The sequence below is a fragment of the Arenibacter aquaticus genome, assembly GCF_003957295.1.
Classification (GTDB): Bacteria; Bacteroidota; Bacteroidia; order Flavobacteriales; family Flavobacteriaceae; genus Arenibacter; species Arenibacter aquaticus.
The window spans coordinates 527,458-549,129 of record NZ_RQPJ01000005.1 but is presented as its reverse complement, the minus strand read 5'-3'; the positions used below and the strand labels follow the sequence as shown (position 1 = coordinate 549,129).

Annotated in this window: 22 protein-coding genes; 20 read left to right on the top strand and 2 right to left on the bottom strand. The window is 40.1% G+C overall.

Annotated elements, in window-relative coordinates; translation table 11 throughout:
• The first annotated feature begins 23 nt into the window (after positions 1–23).
• From modA to EHW67_RS11690, 4 genes are read left to right on the top strand one after another with little or no spacing between them, the layout of a single operon-like run.
• Positions 24–797, top strand: a complete 774-nt coding sequence (gene modA / locus EHW67_RS11705; RefSeq protein ID WP_126162553.1) for a molybdate ABC transporter substrate-binding protein — start codon at positions 24–26, stop codon at positions 795–797.
• Positions 790–1,197 (top strand): TOBE domain-containing protein, encoded by a 408-nt coding sequence (locus tag EHW67_RS11700; protein WP_126162552.1) that lies wholly within the window; start codon positions 790–792, stop codon positions 1,195–1,197. Before modA ends, EHW67_RS11700 begins: the two co-directional genes overlap by 8 nt.
• A complete protein-coding gene (modB, locus tag EHW67_RS11695) occupies positions 1,197–1,868 on the top strand; it encodes a molybdate ABC transporter permease subunit (RefSeq protein WP_126162622.1) in 672 nt (223 codons plus the stop codon). Before EHW67_RS11700 ends, modB begins: the two co-directional genes overlap by 1 nt.
• Complete coding sequence (locus tag EHW67_RS11690; RefSeq protein WP_126162551.1) at positions 1,865–2,737, top strand: ATP-binding cassette domain-containing protein; 873 nt, start codon at positions 1,865–1,867, stop codon at positions 2,735–2,737. The genes modB and EHW67_RS11690 overlap by 4 nt, the downstream gene beginning before the upstream one ends.
• 29 nt (positions 2,738–2,766) lie before the next feature.
• Here the strand turns inward: EHW67_RS11690 and gldA are convergent, their stop codons facing one another.
• The gene (gldA, locus tag EHW67_RS11685) at positions 2,767–3,660 is read right to left on the bottom strand and encodes a gliding motility-associated ABC transporter ATP-binding subunit GldA (protein WP_126162550.1); all 894 of its coding nucleotides are present in this window, start codon (positions 3,658–3,660) and stop codon (positions 2,767–2,769) included.
• A gap of 470 nt (positions 3,661–4,130) precedes the next feature.
• Between gldA and EHW67_RS11680 the strand changes: the two genes are divergently transcribed.
• From EHW67_RS11680 to EHW67_RS11660, 5 genes are all read left to right on the top strand, one after another.
• Positions 4,131–4,961: a prephenate dehydratase gene (locus EHW67_RS11680; protein WP_126162549.1), complete on the top strand. Its 831-nt coding sequence runs from the start codon at positions 4,131–4,133 to the stop codon at positions 4,959–4,961.
• Positions 4,958–6,100, top strand: coding sequence for a pyridoxal phosphate-dependent aminotransferase (locus EHW67_RS11675; RefSeq protein WP_126162548.1), 1,143 nt, complete (start codon positions 4,958–4,960; stop codon positions 6,098–6,100). The genes EHW67_RS11680 and EHW67_RS11675 overlap by 4 nt, the downstream gene beginning before the upstream one ends.
• An 81-nt stretch (positions 6,101–6,181) precedes the next feature.
• On the top strand, positions 6,182–7,042 hold the full coding sequence (locus EHW67_RS11670; RefSeq protein WP_126162547.1) for a prephenate dehydrogenase: 861 nt from the start codon (positions 6,182–6,184) through the stop codon (positions 7,040–7,042).
• Positions 7,043–7,049: 7 nt separating this feature from the next.
• A complete protein-coding gene (locus EHW67_RS11665; protein WP_126162546.1) occupies positions 7,050–8,132 on the top strand; it encodes a bifunctional 3-deoxy-7-phosphoheptulonate synthase/chorismate mutase type II in 1,083 nt (360 codons plus the stop codon).
• Positions 8,133–8,358: 226 nt separating this feature from the next.
• Complete coding sequence (locus tag EHW67_RS11660) at positions 8,359–9,033, top strand: head GIN domain-containing protein (protein ID WP_126162545.1); 675 nt, start codon at positions 8,359–8,361, stop codon at positions 9,031–9,033.
• 101 nt (positions 9,034–9,134) lie between these two features.
• Here the strand turns inward: EHW67_RS11660 and EHW67_RS11655 are convergent, their stop codons facing one another.
• Positions 9,135–9,575: a hypothetical protein gene (locus EHW67_RS11655; protein ID WP_126162544.1), complete on the bottom strand. Its 441-nt coding sequence runs from the start codon at positions 9,573–9,575 to the stop codon at positions 9,135–9,137.
• A 105-nt stretch (positions 9,576–9,680) separates the two neighbouring features.
• On the opposite strand from EHW67_RS11655, the gene rsgA reads away from it, so the two are divergent.
• From rsgA to EHW67_RS11600, 11 genes are all read left to right on the top strand, one after another.
• Complete coding sequence (gene rsgA / locus EHW67_RS11650; protein WP_126162543.1) at positions 9,681–10,631, top strand: ribosome small subunit-dependent GTPase A; 951 nt, start codon at positions 9,681–9,683, stop codon at positions 10,629–10,631.
• Entirely contained in the window at positions 10,631–11,083 is a 453-nt protein-coding gene (dtd, locus tag EHW67_RS11645) for a D-aminoacyl-tRNA deacylase (RefSeq protein WP_126162542.1), read from the top strand. The genes rsgA and dtd overlap by 1 nt, the downstream gene beginning before the upstream one ends.
• Positions 11,084–11,165: 82 nt before the next feature.
• Positions 11,166–13,082, top strand: a complete 1,917-nt coding sequence (locus EHW67_RS11640; RefSeq protein ID WP_126162541.1) for a DUF3857 domain-containing protein — start codon at positions 11,166–11,168, stop codon at positions 13,080–13,082.
• 4 nt (positions 13,083–13,086) lie between these two features.
• Positions 13,087–15,105, top strand: a complete 2,019-nt coding sequence (locus EHW67_RS11635; protein ID WP_126162540.1) for a DUF3857 domain-containing protein — start codon at positions 13,087–13,089, stop codon at positions 15,103–15,105.
• Positions 15,105–15,431: a nucleotide pyrophosphohydrolase gene (locus EHW67_RS11630; protein WP_126162539.1), complete on the top strand. Its 327-nt coding sequence runs from the start codon at positions 15,105–15,107 to the stop codon at positions 15,429–15,431. Before EHW67_RS11635 ends, EHW67_RS11630 begins: the two co-directional genes overlap by 1 nt.
• Positions 15,432–15,506: 75 nt before the next feature.
• A complete protein-coding gene (locus tag EHW67_RS11625; protein ID WP_126162538.1) occupies positions 15,507–16,736 on the top strand; it encodes a 3-phosphoshikimate 1-carboxyvinyltransferase in 1,230 nt (409 codons plus the stop codon).
• A 95-nt stretch (positions 16,737–16,831) separates the two neighbouring features.
• Entirely contained in the window at positions 16,832–17,881 is a 1,050-nt protein-coding gene (queA, locus tag EHW67_RS11620; protein WP_126162537.1) for a tRNA preQ1(34) S-adenosylmethionine ribosyltransferase-isomerase QueA, read from the top strand.
• Positions 17,882–17,970: 89 nt separating this feature from the next.
• Positions 17,971–19,017 (top strand): 23S rRNA (adenine(2503)-C(2))-methyltransferase RlmN, encoded by a 1,047-nt coding sequence (gene rlmN, locus EHW67_RS11615; protein WP_126162536.1) that lies wholly within the window; start codon positions 17,971–17,973, stop codon positions 19,015–19,017.
• Between the two features lie 157 nt (positions 19,018–19,174).
• Complete coding sequence (locus EHW67_RS11610; protein ID WP_126162535.1) at positions 19,175–20,152, top strand: polyprenyl synthetase family protein; 978 nt, start codon at positions 19,175–19,177, stop codon at positions 20,150–20,152.
• A 116-nt stretch (positions 20,153–20,268) separates the two neighbouring features.
• The gene (locus tag EHW67_RS11605; RefSeq protein ID WP_126162534.1) at positions 20,269–20,841 is read left to right on the top strand and encodes an RNA polymerase sigma factor; all 573 of its coding nucleotides are present in this window, start codon (positions 20,269–20,271) and stop codon (positions 20,839–20,841) included.
• A 31-nt stretch (positions 20,842–20,872) separates the two neighbouring features.
• Positions 20,873–21,655, top strand: coding sequence for a hypothetical protein (locus EHW67_RS11600; RefSeq protein WP_126162533.1), 783 nt, complete (start codon positions 20,873–20,875; stop codon positions 21,653–21,655).
• Positions 21,656–21,672 lie beyond the last annotated feature (17 nt).

Sequence of the window (21,672 nt, the reverse complement as noted above, 5' to 3'; positions counted from 1 at the left end):
AAGAAGAAATAAACCGTAAAGAAATGGTTGGGGTAAGGCAGGTTTTGTGTTTGTGTATATTTATAGGCTTTGTCTGCCTTTTTGGGGGCTGCCGTGGGGACGGTTCAAAAAAAGTTACCATTGCTACTGCCGCCAATATGCGCACTGCCATGCAAGCCTTGGTAGAGGCCTATGAGGAAAAATCAGGGGTAGCTTGCCAAGTAATCCTGGGATCCTCCGGAAAGTTGACAGCCCAGATATTGGAGGGGGCGCCTTTTGACGTTTTTGTAGCGGCCAATATGAGCTATCCTGAGGAGGTTTATAGATCGGGAAAGGCCTTGGGGCGCCCTAAGGAATACGCTTACGGGAAATTGGTGTTGTGGACCATGGAGGAACAAGTGCCGGTATCTATTGGGGCCTTGTCCCAAGATAGGGTAAGGCATATAGCCATGGCAAATCCTAAAACAGCACCATATGGCGTTGCTGCCAAAGAAGTGCTACAGCACTACGGATTGTACGAAACTTTGTCCAATAAACTGGTGTATGGGGAAAGTGTGGCGCAGACCGATCAATTTATAACTACCCGCTCTGCACAAATTGGTTTTACGGCCCTTTCTTCGGTATTTTCCGGGGCGATGAAGGATAAGGGACATTGGATGACCATTGATACTACCTTATACTCCAATATTGGTCAAGGGGTGGTTCTTGTTAAACACAAAGAGGGAAGTAGGAGTGAGGCGCAAGACTTCTATGATTTTCTTTTTACCTTCAAAGCCAAGCAGATATTAAAAGAATTTGGATATTTGATAAATGAATAGTTTTCCAGGTAGTATTGTGGATATCCAAACCAGTGGAAGTATTTCCATAGTGGGCGTTAGGGTTGGAGGGTGTGCCGATTTTTTTTCCGTGGTAATCGATACCCCGGAGACCGCTCCTTACTTAGTGGTAGGGAGGCAGGTGCAGCTGTTGTTCAAGGAGACAGAAGTGGTATTGGCCACGGATAAAGAAGGTGTCAGTAACATTAGTATTGAAAATAGAATTTTGGGCACAATTTTGATCATAAAGAGAGGGGTGTTGCTATCTAGGCTTGTCCTTTCTACCCAACTGGGCGAGGTAGTGGCCATACTAAGTGAAAAAAGTGTTGCCCAGCTTGGGCTTAAGGAAAATATGGAAGTTGCTGTTTTAATTAAATTGAATGAGATAATATTGGCACCGTGATGGATTGGGAACCCTTGGTACTTACTTTTAAACTTGCTTTGATTACCACGGCAATATTGTTGGTGGTCGCTATCCCTATCGCCAATTGGCTAGCACATTCCCGATCTAAATTAAAACCGGTTGTGGAAACCTTGGTCAGTATGCCGCTAGTGCTACCACCAACAGTGCTTGGCTTTTATATGTTGGTAGCCTTCAGTCCTGAAAATGCTTTTGGGGGTTGGTTGAACCAGCACCTTGGAATTAAACTGATATTTTCTTTTGGAGGCCTAGTAGTGGCGTCGGTTATATATAGCCTACCTTTTATGGTGCAGCCTATCCAGGCCGGATTGTCATCACTTGCAACCACCCTTAGGGAGGCGTCCTATAGCATGGGAAAATCAAAGATCACCACCCTTTTTAAAGTGTTGCTGCCTAATATTAAGCCATCCTTGTTAACCGGGGTAGTGCTTTCTTTTGCCCATACCGTAGGAGAGTTTGGGGTTGTGTTAATGATAGGGGGCAATATGCCCGGTAAAACAAAAGTGGCATCCATAGCCATTTATGACGAAGTGGAAGCATTGAATTATGGGGCGGCCAATTCCTATTCCCTCATCCTATTTGCCATAACCTTTGCGATACTTCTTTTGGTGTATATGGCCAATGGGGGGTATTTAAAACGACTTAACCGATGATATCTTTGGACGTACATAAAAAACTGGGATCGGAAGGGGGGTGTATGTCCTTGGATGTGCAACTAAGTGTGGACAAGAGGCAATTTGTGAGCTTTTATGGAGAATCTGGCGCTGGAAAGACATCTACCCTTAGAATGTTGGGCGGCATGTTGAAACCGGATAGCGGAAGGATAGTGGTGAACGGGGAAACTTGGTTTGATAGCGAAAAGAGAATAAATCTAAGGCCACAACAACGTAAGTTGGGGTATGTTTTTCAGGATTATGCGCTTTTTCCAAATATGACCGTTGAACAAAACTTGGAGTTTGCCCTTTTTAAAAATCAGGATAAAAAAGTAATACATGAGTTAATTGATTTTATGGCTCTAGGAGAGTTGCGGTATAGAAAGCCCGAGTCTTTGTCCGGCGGGCAAAAGCAACGAGTGGCTTTGGCCAGGGCCATGGTACCACGACCTGATATATTGGTATTGGATGAGCCTTTGTCTGCGTTGGATGTGCGTATGCGAACAAAATTACAGGAATATTTGCTGCTCATACACAAGGAATTTAAGCTTACAACACTTCTGGTAAGTCATGATATTGGAGAAATAGTAAGGCTCTCGGATATGGTTTTTGAACTTCATAATGGGCAGGTTGTTAGAAAAGGTGCAACAGACGAATTCTTTGGTCTTAATAAAACCAGTGCCAAGTTTAGGTTTTCAGGGGAAGTTTTAAAGATACAACAAGAAGATGTTTTTAATGTGGTCTCGGTCTTAATAGGTAATGATATTATTAGGGTGGTGGTTGATCCCAATGAGGCCAATAATTTAAGGGTGGGCGATAGGGTTCTGGTGGCATCCAAAGCCTTTAATCCAATTGTTCAAAAACTCTAAAAGTTGTGGAAATCTGGGCGTAATAGAGGTTAGAGGGTTAATTCGCTAAACAGACTTTCCAAGTTTTTGTTCTTTCGGCTCAGTTGCAGTGTTTTTAGTTTGTTGTCATGGGCAAAATCAAATACGGCCGGCCGCATATCCTTTGTAGTGTTAAAGGTAATCTCGTAAACAAAACCACCGGTGTTTTGTACCTGTGTAACCTCGGGCAGTTTTTTTAGAAAGGCTTCCTCTACCCTGAAATCAAATTCTACTATTAATACTTGATCTTCTTCTTCCCGCAATTCGGAGAGTTTTTTATCGGCTACAAGTCTTCCCTTGTTAATAATGAGAACCCGGTCGCATACCGCTTCTACCTCTTTCATTATATGGGTAGACAAAAGAATGGTTTTTTCCTTTCCTATCTCCTTTATCAATTTTCTAATTTCCAACAATTGGTTGGGGTCCAGTCCAGTTGTGGGTTCATCCAAAATTAGTACTTCAGGGTCGTGCAACAAGGCTGCAGCTAAGCCTACCCTTTGTCTATATCCCTTGGAGAGTTGCCCTATTTTTTTGTTGGCTTCAGGGCTTAGTCCGGTCTGTTCAATAACCAGTTTTATCCTATCCTTGTTTACTTGGTATACATTGGCATTGAACCCAAGGTATTCCTTAACATACATGTCCAGATATAAGGGGTTGTGTTCAGGAAGGTAGCCAATGCTCTTTTGTACATTTTTCTTTTCCTCCAAAACGTCAAACATATTTACCACAGCCTGTCCCTCATCTGCAGTGTGATAGGTGGTAAGTATTTTCATCATTGTTGACTTTCCGGCACCATTGGGGCCTAGGAAACCTACAATTTCACCTTTTTCTATGGAGAAAGAAACATCCTGTAGTGCTGTCTGCGTCCCAAAGGTTTTGGTAATGTTTTTTACGATAATGGACATGCGTATTCTTTTTTATCAAAAATAAGGTAAATAAGTGAATGCTTGATTTAAAAGGAAGCTGTTTGAAATAATGAATGTAAATACCAAATTGTATTTGAAGGAATAGAATTAACTTTTGCTTAGCTATTTATAATTCTCAAATTTTGGTTGCATTAAGGAGTTTATCCCTAATTTTTTGGCTTTTAACCAAAATAAATAAAAAAATATCGTCATAAGGGTAGAGTTATGAATTTAATTGTTACTTTAGCGCAAGATTTACAAAAAAATGACAAAGCAATATTTCTGGAATGGTTTTTACTTTTACTTCTTTTTTAAGGGAGGAAGGGGACTATTCTAGTATATTACAAGATGTATATATTTAAAAGTCCCGTGAAAACTGGGACTTTTTTTTTGGGTTCAACTTTCTAGGTAAGAGGGGTTTAAAATGGATTGGGCATTGATTGTCATAGTTTGGAGGAAATAATATTAGAGTGGAATTAAAAATTGCAATACAGGGTATAAAGGGGTCTAATCACCATCAGGTGGCCAAGGATTATTTTGGGGACAATGTTACGTTTGTAGAATGCTCATCTTTTGATATTTTGGTGGAGCATTTACTAAATAAGACAGCAGACAAAGCGGTAATGGCCATAGAGAATTCTATCGCCGGATCCATAATTCCAAATTACGCACTGGTCTTTCACAAGAACCTTCATATAATAGGTGAACAGTATTTAAGTATTCATCACAACCTAATGGCTTTGAGAGGGCAGACTATAAATGATATAAAGGAGGTGCGTTCCCATCCTATGGCGCTGTTGCAGTGCAACGAGTTTTTTAAGGAATACCGGCACATTAAATTGGTAGAGGATGTTGATACGGCGGAGACGGCAAAAAGAATTCAGGAAAACCAATTAAAGGGTATTGCGGCCATAGCGCCTAAAGTAGCTGCGGAATTGTACGATTTGGAAATTATTCAGTCGGAAATACAGACCATAAAGGAAAATTCCACTAGGTTTATCATTGTTAAGACGAAGAATAAGGTCTTGCCGGAGCATGAAATAAATAAGGCGTCCGTGCGTTTTATCACTGACCATAAGCGGGGTAGCTTGGCTACAATATTGAATGTGATGAGCGATTGTAACCTTAACCTTACAAAGATCCAGTCGCTACCGGTTATAGAGATGCCGTGGAAATATTCATTTTTTGTGGATGTTACCTTTGAAAAATATGAACACTTTGTAAAAGCGAAAGCTTTATTGGAAATAATGTCTGAAGAATTTAGAGTCTTGGGCGAATATAAAAATGCCAGAACAATATGATTACGGCGAATAGGTTAAATACGGTTGAGGAATACTACTTCTCCAAAAAATTGCGGGAAGTCAGGGGATTAATGGCCCAAGGCAGGCCAATTATAAATATGGGTATTGGGAGTCCGGATTTGGAGCCCTCTGCCGAGGTGGTGAACGCCATTAAGGATGCCGTGGCACATGATGGGGCGCATCAGTACCAGAGCTATCAGGGTTTGCCCGAATTACGGGAATCCTTTGCTTCTTTTTATAAGAAGAGGTTTGGTGTTGCCGTAGATCCTCAGTCCCAGGTATTGCCTTTAATGGGGTCTAAAGAAGGGATAATGCATATTAGTCTTGCCTTTTTGAACCCAGGTGATGAAGTGTTGATTCCCAATCCAGGGTACCCTACCTATACCTCTGTGACCAATTTGGTTGGAGCTAAACCACTATATTATGATTTAACGGATAATAATGGCTGGTTTCCGGATTTGGACGTCCTGGGAGAAAGGGACCTGTCCAAGGTAAAGGTGATGTGGACCAGTTATCCGCATATGCCTACCGGGGCTATTGCGAGTAGGGAACAGTTGCAAAGGCTGGTGGATTTTGCCAAAGAAAATGATATTTTATTGGTGAATGACAACCCGTATAGCTTTGTCTTGAACGAGGAACCTATTAGTATTTTGGAATTGGAAGGAGCACAGGAGGTAGCTTTGGAATTAAACTCCTTGAGTAAGACCTTTAACATGGCGGGCTGGCGTGTAGGATTGGTTTTAGGGAGTAGTGAACATATCAATGCTGTTCTTAAGGTGAAAAGCAATATGGATTCCGGAATGTTTTATGGTATTCAGAAAGGTGCCATTGCCGCCCTTAATAGTAGTGATGCTTGGTTTAAGCAATTGAATACCGTATATAATGAACGTCGGGAATTGGTTTATGAACTGGCCAACAAACTCAACTGTACCTATGATAAAAAATCGGTGGGTATGTTCGTATGGGCAAAGTTGCCATCGGGAATACCATCTGCCGAAGAATTTATAGATAAGGTACTCTATGATAAGAATATTTTTATTACCCCGGGAACCATATTTGGGTCTAACGGAGAGGGTTATATTAGATTTTCACTATGTGTTTCTGCAGCTAAGATAGCAGAAGCCATAAGTAGGTTTTAAAGTAAAAAATGAATAAGGGCAATCTGTAGGGTGATTGGGGTTGCCGGTATTGTTCTTCTTAGGAACTAATGCAGAATTAATATGAATGTATTTGTAATCGGTATCGGACTAATTGGAGGGTCTTTGGCCAGGGATATCAAGCGTTCCCGGCCCGATACAAGAATTTTTGGAATTGACGCCAATGAGCTTCATTTGGACGAGGCCTTGGCCCTGTCCTTGATTGATGAAAAGGCAGATTACGGAAAGCTCCATGAGGCCGATATGGTCATTGTTAGTATACCTGTAGATGTTATGGTGCGGGAATTGCCCATAATTTTGGATGCTGTTAATGACGATGCAGTGGTGTTTGATGCAGGCTCTACCAAGGCACTAATATGTAAAACCTTGGAAGACCACCCCAAAAGAAGAAATTTTTTGGCCTGTCACCCAATTGCAGGAACGGAGTTTTCAGGGCCTTCCGCGGCTATTGAGGGCTTGTATATAGGGAAGACCAATATTATTTGTGAAATAGAAAAAACAGCCTTTAAGCTACAGGAAAGGGCATTGCAGTTATTTCATGAATTGGGGATGCGGATCAGATATATGAATCCGGAAGCTCATGATAAGCATATTGCCTATGTTTCACACCTGTCCCATATAAGTTCTTTTATGTTGGGGAAGACGGTGATAGAAAAGGAAAAAAATGAAAGGGATATATTTGATATGGCAGGCAGTGGATTTGAGAGCACCGTGCGTTTGGCCAAAAGTTCACCAGCCATGTGGACCCCCATTTTTGAACAAAATAAGGCCAATGTTGTGGAAACCTTAGGGGAATATATAGAAAACCTAAAGGAATTTGAAAAAATGTTGATCAGTGATGATTATGAGGGCATTTATAACGAAATGAATAATACGAATAAAATAAAGGAAATATTAAACGGAATACCACTTAACAAAAAATAGAGTAAAAATGGAAAATTCAAAACAAATGAGAACATGGTTGGACGATATGAAATTGGACCATCCACTAGTAATTGCCGGGCCTTGTAGTGCGGAAACAGAAGAGCAAGTGCTCCAAATTGCCAATGAGTTAAAAGATACCGATGTAAACTATTTTCGTGCTGGTATCTGGAAGCCAAGAACACGTCCCGGAATGTTTGAAGGGGTAGGAGCTTTAGGTTTAAAGTGGTTGCAGAAAGTGAAGGCAGAGACCGGTATGAAAACTTGTACCGAAGTGGCTAATGCCGCCCATGTTAAGTTGGCATTGGAGCATGACATTGATTTGTTGTGGATAGGGGCCCGTTCAACAGTGAGTCCGTTTATCATGCAGGAGATTGCTGATGCCTTGGAGGGGACAGATAAAATAGTATTGGTGAAGAATCCGGTAAATCCAGATTTGGCTTTATGGCTTGGTGGTATTGAAAGGTTGCATTCTGCCGGGATTAAAAATTTAGGTGCCATACACAGAGGGTTCTCTACCTACGAGAAAACTAAATATAGGAATATTCCGGAATGGCAATTGGCGATAGAATTTCAAAATAAATTCCCTGATTTGCCTTTGATCAACGATCCTTCCCACATTACTGGGAATAGGGAAATGATCTTTGATGTCTCCCAGACTGCCTTGGACCTTAATTTTGATGGCTTAATGATTGAAACCCATTTTGATCCTGAGAATGCATGGAGTGATGCCGCACAACAGGTGACGCCTACCAAATTGATCCAGATCATGAGAGATTTGAAAATCAGAAAAGAGTCAGATCCGGAAGCAGCATATAACAGTGAGCTAAGTGGTCTAAGGGCACAAATAGATGTTCTGGATAACCAGTTGATAGACATGCTTGGAAAAAGAATGAAAGTTTCCGATAGCATCGGTGCTTTGAAAAAGCAGAAAAACGTTGCGGTATTGCAAAGCAACCGTTGGAACGCTATTTTAGGTAATATGATCTTGGAAGGTGAGTCAAAAGGATTGAGCGAGGAGTTTGTTTTGAAAATGTTCAAGGCCATTCATCAGGAATCCATAAATCACCAGGAAAAAATAATCAACTCTTAGATTATTTTTTTGGTAAACCGTTTAAACCCGCTTTTTGCGGGTTTTTTTGTTTGTAAGGATTTCTTAAACATGGCGTTCGTTTCAATGTTTCAAAAAATGTTAATTGTTTCTTTAAACAAGTGTAACAAATTCTATTTTGTTTCATCTTTACACAGAATAATAGAAGGCAAAAATCTTTGGGACCGCTTGGGTCCTAGAATAAAACCTATGAATAAAAATGATAAAAATGAGTAAGTTGTTGGTTTTGGGGTGTTTATTGGTGTCCTTTATAGGGGTCTCACAGCGGACTGTGGAAAAATCGGTGGGCGATTTTAAAACCATAAAGGTGTACGATCTAATTGCTGTAAACCTTATTGAATCCAATGAAAATAAAGTTCTGGTAAAAGGAGACAATGTAGATGACATCCAAATTGTAAACAAAAACGGAACCTTAAAGATTAGAATGGCCTTGGATAAAATTTTCCATGGAGAGGATACTTTTGTTGAGGTGTATTATAAAGATATAGCGGTTATAGACGGTAATGAAGGGGCCAAGATTACGGTAAGCCAAACCTTGGATCAGGATAAAATTGAATTAAGGACGCAAGAAGGGGCTAAGATTAAGGTTGGTTTGGCAGTGCAGGATGTGGTGGTGAGATGTGTTACCGGAGGCATTGTAGAGGCTGCAGGGAAGACCAACACCCAAGAGGTGGTGTTAAATACAGGAGGCGTCTTTGTGGGAAAACCTTTGGTGAGTAAGCGCGGCACTGTTAAGATAACAGCCGGAGGGGAGGCTGAGATGCATACATCGGACGCGATTGATATCACTATTAGGGCAGGTGGAGATGTCGTGGTTTATGGCAACCCCAAGGAAGTGAACAAGAATACTTTTGCCGGTGGTCGGGTTCAAATAAAGGACTAGGGCAAGATTTTTCTGTAGGCTGCTTTAAGCCCATATGGAGACTGACTAAAACAAAAAAACCGGCCATAGGACCGGGTTTTTTGTTTTGTATTCTTGGATCGTTATTTTTTAAAAATGTATCGGGTAATAAAAATGCCCTGTCCGTCTCCCTTGCCACCTTCACTTTCAACCGCACTGGTTACAAAGGCCAATTCCCATCCCTCAGCTACCATAGCGTTGATCTTTGAGGTGATTAGGGCATCATTGGCTGCAATATTTTGAAACCGGATGCCTCCAATATTATAGAAGTTTAAAAGTTTGGTCTCTTCAAAATTCTTTACCCTTATCTCGTCGCGCTTCGATTTGTTTCTGCTGTTGTCGTCCTCTGTTTGTACGCTGGTAAACTCTTTGTAGTCCTTGTCTTCATTGGCGCTTATTATTCTAGAGCGACCAAGTCCATTGGGAACAATAGATTCTACACTGGTTATCACTTTAAATTGTTGGGCATTTAGCTCTAGTGATCCGGCCATTACAATAAAGGCAATGAATAATAGTTTTTTCATGTTTTGGTTGTTTATATGTTGATACAGCATTATCAACGCTCAATTTTAAAGGCTAGTATAAAACTAAAGTTGTTTCTTTGTAAATAAATATGTTAGAACACCTTAATGGAAGGAACTGTATATAAATCTACCGGTAGTTGGTATACCGTTAAAACGGAGGAGGGTATTTTTTACGAATGCAGGATAAAAGGAAAATTTCGCCTTAAGGGGATAAAGAGTACCAATCCTGTTTCCGTAGGAGATGTGGTGGTCTTTGAACAGGATAGTTCTGAAGATACGCCTCAAGGTATCATCACCGAAATTAAGGACAGGAAAAACTATATCATTAGAAAATCGGTCAACCTGTCCAAACAAACACATATCATCGCGGCCAATTTGGATCAGGTATTTTTATTGGTAACCTTGAACAATCCGCCAACCTTTACCAGTTTTATCGACCGGTTTTTGGTGACTTCCGAAGCCTATGGTATTCCTGCTATTTTGCTTTTTAATAAGATCGACACCTATACTGAAGAGGAGTTGGATGAAATTAGATATTTGGCAGAATTGTATAGGGAGATAGGGTATACCTGTATAGGGATCTCTGCCAAAACCACTAAGAATGTAGATAAGGTTAAGGAGTTGATGATGGGGAAAACAAGTATGTTTTCCGGACATTCGGGAGTGGGGAAATCTACCTTGGTAAATGCCATTGAGCCCCAACTGGACCTAAAGACCAAAAGCATATCCTCACAACATATGCAGGGACAGCACACCACTACTTTTGCGGAAATGTTCGACCTGGATTTCGGAGCCAAAATAATAGATACGCCCGGGATAAAAGGATTTGGGATAGTGGATATGGAAAAGGAGGAGATAGGAGATTATTTTCCTGAATTCTTTAAGTTGAAATCCGATTGTAAGTTCAATAATTGTTTGCATGTAGATGAGCCGCATTGCGCAGTAAAACAAGCCCTGGACAATAATGAAGTGGCCTGGAGCAGGTATAAAAGTTATGTGCAGATGTTAAATGGGGAACAAGAGAATTATAGAATTGATATCTACGGGGAAAAATAATGCGAGTAACCATACAAAGAGTAACCACCGCAAGTGTAACGGTAGAACAGCGGGTTGTTTCGGAAATTTCTAACGGACTGCTTTTGTTTTTGGGTATAGAGGAAGCGGATACGGAGGAAGATATAAAATGGCTTTGCAAAAAGGTGGCCAATCTAAGGATTTTTAATGACGCCCAGGGGGTCATGAATCTATCACTGCTTCAGATTAATGGGGAAGCCTTGGTAATTAGTCAGTTTACGCTTCACGCCTCAACCAAGAAAGGCAATAGACCCAGTTATATAAAAGCGGCAAGACCAGAGGTGGCCGTTCCGCTCTACGAGCAATTTGTGTCCCAATTGGAAAAAGACCTTGGAAAGAAGGTAGGCACTGGAATATTTGGAGCCGATATGAAAGTGGCGCTTCTGAATGACGGACCGGTAACAATACAAATAGATTCCAAAAACAGGGAATAATGACGTTAAACGATTTTTTTTGAAGCAGTCGTACGAATAGTACTATATTTCATCGCTATAAATATTTACATTTTTATTGTTGATGCGATTTTATTTTTCTCTCCTATTTTGTGTATTCTTCTTTGTAGTAAAGGCACAAAAAAAAGAATACCAAGCCATATTACTTGATGCTAAATTAGTCGCAAACGCTGATGCCGTTGTAAGGTTAAATGCGACCACTATTGAAATTGCAGGTCTGGAAAGTCTAAAGCAAACCCATAAGAGAGTGGTGACCATTTTAAACAGTAAGGGAAATGACCATTTAGACCTTAAAGTTTATTACGACGATAAAATTAAGGTGAAAAACTTGGGCGCCATTGCTTATGACAAATTTGGCAAGCAACTAAAAAAGTTTAAAAGTGGTGATTTTAAGGATATGGCGGCGGTTAGCAGCTTTTCTTTATATGAAGACAGTAGGGTAAAATACCTTAGCTACATTCCTAATAGCTATCCCTATACCATTGAGTTTTATTACGAAACTACGACCTCCAATACCACTTGGATTCCCTTTTGGCGACCTTTACAAGGTTACAACATAAGCACGGAAAAAAGTACTTATGATATTGTTTACGATAGTGCTCTCGGATTAAGCAAAAAAGAGAAGAATTTTACGGGATATAACATATTGGACCAAAGTAAAAATGGAGTTGTAAGTTATATAGCAGAAAACTTAGAGGCTATTGAACCCGAAGAACTAAGTCCAGATTTTAGGAGTATTGCCCCCGTACTTCTAATTGCTCCCCTACGCTCGCATTATGAGGGCTTCGAAATTGAAGCTGGGGATTGGGAGACCATGGGTAAATGGATTTACGATAATTTGTTGAGCGGGAGTACGGACCTTTCTGAGGAAACCAAGAAAAAAGTGCTTGGGCTCGTTGAAGGAATAAATAGCCCCCTGGAAAAGGCCCGAGTAATATATAATTATGTACAGAACAACACTAGATATGTTAGTGTGCAAGTAGGTATTGGCGGGATTAGGCCAATACCTGCATCGGAAGTGGACAGGGTTAAATACGGTGATTGTAAGGGGTTGACCAACTATACCAGGGCCTTGCTGGAAGTGGTAGGGGTAACATCATACTATACAGAAGTGTATGCGTCTGCCAACAATCAGATTGATATGGATAAAAGTTTCCCTTCCTTGTTAGGTCAGGCTAATCACGTTATATTAAACATTCCGATCCAAAATAATAAATCTGTCTGGTTAGAGTGTACAAGTCAATCTTTGCCCTTTAATTTTTTGGGAGATTTTACCGATAATAGAAATGTTTTGGCTATTTCTCCGGAGGGTGGCAAAATAATACGCACTCCAAAATATGATCCTTTAGAAAATAGTCAGGTAGTAAAGGCCAATTTAAAAATACTGGATGATAGGAGTGTCGTTGTCAATGCTAAGGTTATATCTGAAGGGCTGCGATATAATAAAAGGTATTACCTAGAGAAGGAGACGCTGCTAGAAAAGGAAAAGTTTATAAAAAGTCAATGGGGCCATATGGGTGACATGGATATAGATCGTATGGATTTCCATAATGATAAAGAGTCGGTATCATTTACCCAGGAGATAGACTTTAGAGCGGGCAATTTTTCTTCTGTGTCGGGCTCCTTATTGCTTATCCCTGTCAATACGCTAAACAAAACTATTCATCTACCGCAAAGGTACCGAAACCGCAAAATGCCATTGGAAATAGAAAGGGGTTTTTCTGATAATGCTGAATATGACATCCATTTGCCAAAGGGATATAAATTGGAATCAACTCCCGATAACCTATTCATTGAGAATAAATTCGGAAAATATAGTGCAGACATTGAGAAGGTGTCGGAGAGCAGACTAAAATATACCCGACAATTCGTGGTTTACGAAGGGGTATATCCTAAGGAGGAATATGCAGACTATAGAAGTTTTATAAAAGAAGTTTCCAAGAACGATAACGCTAAAATTATATTGACGAAAAATAACTAACCACATGAAAAAATTAATGCTTGTCTGCATCCTACTCAATCTTCAATTTGTTATAGCCCAAAATTTTAACTTTGGTAAGGTATCCAAAGAAGAGTTGAAAGAGCGCTTCAATGTGGCGGATTCCTCCGCTTCAGCTTCCTATTTATATAAATATAGGAAAACATCTGTAGAGTATTTTGAAAATGAAGGTTTTCAATTGATCACAGAAGTCCATGAGAGAATAAAATTGTACAATAAGGACGGCTTTGAATATGCTACCAAAAAGATAAATCTCTATAAGGATGCTAGAAAGAGGGAAAAAGTAAGTGAGTTAAAAGCTTATACTTATAACTTGGTAGATGATAAGATAGAGGATAGCAAACTTAAGGGCGATGGTGAGTTTGATATTGAACTATCCCAGTATTATAATCAAAAGACATTTACTATGCCAAATGTCAAGGAAGGGTCTGTAATTGAGTATAAGTACAAGGTGAAATCTCCTTTTGTATCTATCGTTGACGAATTTAAGTTGCAGCATAGTATCCCTGTTAAAAAGTTGATCGCAATCTTTATGTCCCCCGAGTATTTTAACTACAAATTGAATATGAAGGGTTTTTTACCAATATCCGCTAAGCAGGAAGTAATTGCTGGTGATATAAATTTTCATACCAAAACCAGGAGTTCTGGGTCTGGGTTTTCTTCAGTCAAGACAAATTTTAACACTTCAAAACTAAGGTTTGATATAAATAAGAATTCTTATGAATTAACAGATGTACCAGCCTTAAAAAATGAGCCCTATGTGAACAATATAGATAACTACAGGTCTTGCGTAAAGTACGAATTATCCTTTACTAAGTTTCCCAATAGTATTTTGGAGCATTATTCAACCACATGGGAAGACGTGGTGAAAACAATATATAAAAGACCTGAATTTGGAGGTGAGTTGAATAGGACAGGGTACTATCAAAAGGATTTGGACGCTCTTTTGACAGATAGTACTGATCCCTTAGAGAAAATTGCAAAAATTTTTGATAAAGTAAAATCTCAGGTTAAATGGAATGGGTATTATGGTAAATATGCAACAAATGGGGTAAGGCAAGCATATAAGGAGCGTACCGGGAATGTTGGAGATATTAACCTCATGCTTACTTCCATGCTGAGAAGTGCGGGATTTAATTCCAATCCAATACTGGTAAGCACTCGTGATAATGGTATTCCAGTATTTCCAACACGTGAAGGTTATAATTATGTAATTTCGGGAGTTGTGGTGGATAATGATACCATTTTGCTGGATGCTACCAATACCTACAGTTCCTTAAATGTATTACCTTTAAGGGCTTTGAATTGGGAAGGTAGGATGGTTAATAAAGACGGTAGTTCCGTGATGGTTGATTTGTATCCTAAGAATATTGCCCAGGAAACAGTCTACCTTAATGTGGGATTAGGGAAAAATGGTGATATAGAGGGAATGATTAGGAGGACTAAGACCGGTCATGATGCAATGGGTTACCGTAAGCAATTTAATAGTGAAAAAGAAGATGTTTATATTGAAAAATTGGAGAATAAATATGGAGAGATGATGGTTTCGGATTTTGAAGTGAAGAACAATGTAGACTTGGCCCATCCGGTCATGGAATCTTATAAGTTCGTTACAGAGAATCACATGGAAATGATTGGTGATCGTATCTATTTTTCTCCCATGTTTTTTTTAGGGACAAAAGAAAATCCTTTTAAATTGGAAAAGAGGGAGTTTCCTGTAGATTTTGGGTATCCTTCCAGTACAAAGTATAGAATTGGTATAGCTATCCCTGAAGGTTATATTGTAGAGTCCTTGCCCGAGTCTACACGTTTGAAGTTGCCAGATGAATTGGGAAGCTTTTTATTTAATGTTGCAGCCCAATCAAATCAGATCAATGTCTTGGTCAATACAAGAGTAAACCAATCTGTAATAGCGCCATTATATTATAGTGCATTGAGGGAGTACTTTAAGCTGGTGGTAGATAAAATGAGCGAAAAAATAGTTTTGACTAAAAGTAAAGAATAATGAATATAGAAAATGCACAGCAAGCTGTAGATGAATGGATCAATAACCATGGAGTGCGTTATTTTAACGAGCTTACCAATATGGCCCAACTTACCGAAGAAGTAGGGGAAGTGGCCCGTATAATTGCCAGAAGGTACGGGGAGCAGAGTGAAAAGGAATCGGACAAAAACAAAGACTTGGGAGAGGAATTGGCCGATGTACTCTTTGTGGTCCTCTGTCTGGCAAACCAAACGGGAATAAACCTACAGCAGGCCTTTGATAAGAAGCTTGATTTAAAGGCTCAACGCGATCATGACCGACATCATAACAATAAAAAGTTGAAATAGTAGTATATTTGTCGTTTTGCAAATTGTAAGATTGCGTAAAAAACAACGCAATACACCTTAAAAATTCCATAGAAATTGAAGCTACATTTATCTGCCCCATCGGAGACCCTAATTAAATCTGACATAGCGATTACGGGATCCAAAAGTGAAACCAATAGGCTGTTGTTGTTACAAGCCTTGTTTCCAGCCATTAAAATTGAAAATCTGTCCAATTCGGATGATGCCCAAGTAATGCAAGAAGGACTGCAGATCAGCAGTGGAACGGTAGATATTCACCACGCAGGTACAGCCATGCGCTTTTTAACTGCCTATTTTGCTTCACAGGAAAATAAGGAGGTTACCCTAACTGGTTCTAAAAGGATGACCGAAAGACCTATAAAAGTACTGGTAGATGCATTGCGGAGCCTAGGTGCGGAAATAAGCTACAAAAAGGACGAAGGATACCCGCCTATTGCCATAAAGGGTAAAAAGCTGACCAAGACCCAGGTGAGCCTGCCCGCCAATATCAGTAGCCAATATATATCCGCACTGCTTTTGATAGCGCCAAGTTTACAGAACGGTCTGGAATTGGAGTTGGTGGGTAAAATCACTTCTGTGCCCTATATTAAAATGACCTTGGGCCTACTCTCCCAAATAGGGGTAGAGAGTTCTTTTGAAGGCAATACAATCAGAGTTTCTCCAAAATCCGAGGTTGTAGCCAGTACTCAGGTGGTAGAATCCGATTGGAGCTCTGCCTCATACTTTTACAGTATTGTGTCACTATGTGAGGTGGGTACGGAGATATCCCTATCGGCCTATCACAAAGACAGCCTTCAGGGAGATAGCGTACTCCAGGAAATTTATACCCATTTTGGGGTAGAAACTACCTTTGAGGGGCATCGTATAGTACTAAAAAAAGTAGGCAACCCCAAAGACAGTAGTTTTACTTTTGATTTGGCCAATGCGCCAGATATAGCACAAACTATAGCGGTTAGTTGTTATGGCCTGGGCGTGGCCTGTTATATGACCGGATTGCATACCCTAAAAATAAAGGAGACCGATAGATTGGAAGCCCTAAAAGCTGAATTGACCAAATTGGGGGCGTCTATTTCCGTAACCGATAAAACCTTGACATTGGAGGCGTCACAGGATTTTGTTAAGGATGTGGCAATTGATACCTATAACGATCATAGAATGGCCATGGCTTTTGCCCCACTGGCCCTAAAAACGTCTCTTTATTTTAACGATGCCGAGGTGGTGTCCAAGTCTTATCCCGATTTTTGGCGGGATATGGAAAAATTAAAATTTCAGGTTAAAACCGTCTGATTTTGATTTAAATGCGGATTTACTTGACATCGCCCCATGCATCATCGTATATTTGCAGCCGCAAAACATTAATCTAATATTAAGGAATATACTAAATGAAATTATCGCACTTCAATTTTGAACTTCCAAAGGAGTTATTGGCAGAGTATCCAGCAGAGAATAGGGATGAGTCCAAATTAATGGTAGTTCATAGGGACACTGGCAAAATTGAGCACAGAATGTTTAAGGATCTTATCGATTATTTTGATGAGGGCGATGTTATGGTGCTTAACAATACCAAAGTGTTTCCTGCTAGGTTGTACGGTAACAAAGAAAAGACGGGGGCAAGAATTGAGGTCTTTTTGTTGAGGGAGTTAAATGAGGAACAACGTCTATGGGATGTTTTGGTAGATCCGGCACGTAAGATACGAATTGGAAACAAGCTATATTTTGGGGATGATGAAACCCTGGTGGCTGAGGTAATAGACAATACTACATCCAGAGGAAGGACTTTACGTTTCTTATACGATGGGTCTTATACCGATTTTAGAAGAAAATTAAAAGAATTAGGTGAAACACCCTTGCCCAAATATATTAAGCGTGATGTAGAGGCCGAGGATGAAAAAAGATACCAGACTATTTATGCCAAGCACGAAGGAGCCGTGGCTGCACCAACTGCAGGCCTCCACTTTTCCAAGCATTTGTTGAAAAGGTTGGAGATTAAAGGTATAGATTTTGCAGAGGTAACCTTGCACGTTGGACTGGGGACCTTTAATCCTGTTGAGGTAGAGGACCTTTCTAAGCACAAAATGGATAGCGAGGAGCTGATCATTGATGAGAAAGCAACAGATATTGTGAACACGGCCAAGCTTAATAAGCGCAAGGTGTGTGCTGTAGGTACCACTGCCATGAGAGCTTTGGAAAGTGCGGTGTCTTCACAACAAACCTTGAATACCTTTGAGGGTTGGACCAACAAATTTGTCTTTCCTCCATATGACTTTAGTATTGCCAATGCCATGGTAACTAATTTTCACCTTCCAAAATCTACCCTGTTAATGATGGTATCTGCGTTTATGGGGCATGACCTAATGAAGAAGGCCTATAAGGAGGCAATTTTGGAACAGTATAAGTTTTATTCTTACGGTGATGCTATGTTGATATTGTAAGCATCCAAATTAATATTAAAATCCCGTCAGAATCAGAGATATATCTGGGTTGACGGGATTTTTTTTATAGAATCATTTATCTTTAAGAAGTGGAAGTCGCAAAAAAGAAAAGAGATATTAGGGCATTTACCAAGGAACAACTACGGTCGTTCTTTGAATCGCAGGGAGACAAGGCCTTTAGGGGAAACCAGGTCTATGAATGGCTGTGGCAAAAATCGGCCCATAGCTTTGAGGATATGACCAATATTTCTAAGGCAACCAGAAAAATGCTGGAGGAAAATTTTGTGATCAACCATATCAAAGTAGATCAGATGCAACGCAGTAGCGATGGAACCATAAAGAATGCGGTTCGGCTACATGACGACCTTATTGTGGAATCGGTCCTGATTCCTACCAAAACCAGAACTACAGCCTGTGTATCCAGCCAGGTAGGCTGTAGTTTGGATTGTAAATTTTGCGCTACGGCGCGACTTAAACGGATGCGGAATTTAAATCCTGATGAGATTTACGATCAGGTGGTGGCAATTGACAATGAGAGTAGGTTGTATTTTGATAGGCCTTTGAGCAATATTGTTTTTATGGGAATGGGAGAACCTCTCATGAACTACAACAACGTACTCAAGGCAATAGACAAGATAACCTCTGAAGAAGGATTGGGGATGTCGCCAAGACGAATTACCGTTTCTACCTCCGGTGTTCCCAAAATGATTCGTAAGATGGCAGATGAGGCCGTTAAATTTAAATTGGCAGTATCCCTGCATTCGGCCATTGATGAGACGCGTACCTCTATAATGCCGTTTAACGCCACATTTACCTTGGCAGACTTAAGGGAAGCCCTTGAGTATTGGTATCAAAAAACAAAAAGTAGGATCACCTATGAATATGTGGTATGGGACGGTATCAACGATACCCAAAAAGATGTGAATGCCTTGGTAGATTTTTGTAGGTTTGCCCCTTCCAAAGTAAACCTTATAGAATACAACCCCATAGATGACGGTGAATTTCAACAGGCCAATAGAGCAGCTATAGACATGTATGTGGATACTTTGGAAAAAAATGGCATTACGGTAACCGTAAGACGGTCCAGGGGTAAAGATATTGATGCGGCTTGTGGGCAATTGGCCAACAAATCCTAGAAAGGAAAAGGGCTTTTATGGAATTATTGGACCCTATTTTGCTGAAAAGGACAAATAACTTTCACATTACCGTTATGGGCGGGGTATTACTATATTTTTTTGCCTAATTTTACACCAAGGATCAAACCGACAAAATAAAACAGTCTAGACTTACCGCTTGAAAATTGTATCCCAAATAAAGGAGCCCATTAATAAGGAAATGGAACTTTTTGAGAAAAAGTTCTACGAGTCCATGTCCTCCAAAGTAGCCCTGTTAAATAGGATTACCTACTATATTGTAAATAGAAAAGGGAAGCAAATGCGGCCCATGTTCGTTTTTCTTACCGCAAAGTTATTGAACAATGGGGAAGTGAATGAGCGAACCTATAGAGGAGCTTCGGTCATAGAATTGATACATACCGCTACCTTGGTCCATGATGATGTAGTTGATGATAGTAATAAGCGGAGAGGTTTTTTTTCTGTAAACGCACTGTGGAAAAATAAGATAGCTGTCCTGGTTGGGGATTATTTACTGTCCAAAGGCTTGCTGTTGTCCATAGATCATGGAGATTTTGACCTGCTCAAGATTATTTCGGTGGCAGTGCGGGAAATGAGTGAAGGAGAGCTGTTACAGATAGAGAAGGCAAGGCGTTTGGATATTACCGAAGAGGTATACTACGACATTATACGACAAAAGACGGCAACCTTGATTGCTGCTTGTTGTAGCCTAGGTGCCTGTTCTGTTAAGCCCGATTCTGAGGATGTGGAAAAGTTTAGAAAATTTGGGGAACTTATTGGAATGGCTTTTCAGATTAAGGACGATTTATTTGATTACGGTGAAGAGCGAATCGGGAAACCTACCGGTATTGATATAAAGGAACAGAAAATGACCCTGCCACTTATATTTGTACTGAACAAGTGTACCAAAGCCGAAAGAAAATGGCTGATCAATTCCATTAAAAATCACAACAAGGACAAAAAACGGGTAAAAGAGGTTATTGCTTTTGTTAAGAATAACGGTGGATTGGACTATGCCGTAAAAAAGATGCTTGCCTACAAGGAAGAAGCATTGTCCTTATTGGATACCTACCCTGATTCCGATTATAAAAGTTCACTGAAACTTATGGTGAACTACGTGGTGGACAGAAAAAAATAACGTCTATTGTTCTGTTTTTCAGTGTAATAATCTACATTCATTAATATTTTTATGCTTCCAGGCAACCTTTTGCCCGGCTATGTCGTCTATCTTTATAGCAAACAAACTTAAGGCAGTTGAAAATTATTTCTTTGTACCATAACGAAAAGTTACTTGTAAAGAAAGCCACGGCTGGAAACAGAGAGGCCCAAAAGTTTTTGTATGACAAATACTCTCCTAAGATGTTAAGTGTTTGCAGGCAATACATAAAGGACCTTCACTTTGCCGAAGATGTTATGGTCAGTGGTTTTGTCAAGGTGTTTAAAAATATGGGCCACTTTAGGCATGAGGGTAGCTTTGAAGGGTGGATAAGAAAAATAATGGTCAGGGAGTGTATTACCTACCTAAGAAAATCCAAACCAGTGATTTTTGATGATGAGGTGTGTGAAAGGGCAAGCATTCATGTAAATACAGATATTTCCCTACTGGATATGGAGGAAATACAATTGCTTATAGATGCATTACCGTCAGGGTATAAAATGGTCTTTGTTTTATATGCTTTGGAAGGGTACAAACATAATGAGATTGGTAGCATGTTGGGTATATCTGAAAGTACCTCCAAATCACAATTGTTTAAGGCTCGTAAAATGTTGCAACAGCAGTTACAGCTGTTGGGCATAAGCAAAGGGGCAAAAATAGGCATGAAGTAAAAGTAGGCTTACGTAGTAAATAACAATGGATATGGCACCAATGAAATTTGAGGAATATATAAAGGAGACCCTGGATAAGCGCGAAATTATCCCTTCGGACAGGGCTTGGGATAGCTTATCCCGGCAATTGGGTCCTAATAAGAAGAAGGGGAAAGGAGCTTTCTTTTGGTGGGCAGTAGCTGCCTGCTTGGGGCTGTTGGTGGCTTCTACGTTTTATGTTGGTACCAATGATAAACAGCCAGCGGGTGAACCTGGTATTGTGGCGGTTCCCAGTGTTGAAACAGCTGGGGCATTAGCAAAAGACAAAATAGTATTGCCTGGCCAAGAAAAGATAATAAAGTCTATAGAAGCCAAATCTACCGAAATAGTGACAATTGATGATAATGAGGAACCCCGCAAAGGTAATGCGGAAACCCTGGGGCAAATACAGGAAAAACAATTCTTGGACAACCAAATAGCGGCTATTAATGGGGAGGTTATGGATACTTCTGAGGTTGTAAGCGCGGATAAGCCCCTAGTTGCATCTACAGCGGATATAGAGACAAAAATAGTGGAGGTAGTAGCCCAAATAGGGATAATGGAGCAAAATCAACAAACCCTTACCGAGGCCGAAGTGGACTCCCTTTTGTGGCAGGCCCAAAGGGAATTGTTTTCGGAAAAAATAAAGGGTGATGGCTACAAAGTAGATGCCAAAGCCTTATTGGCAGATGTAGAAGGGGAACTGGACAAATCATACCGACAACAATTGTTCCAAGCCCTTAAAGAAGGATATCTAAAAGTTAAGACGGCCGTCGTCGCCTCAAGAAATAACTAATAAAATTCATCAATCAT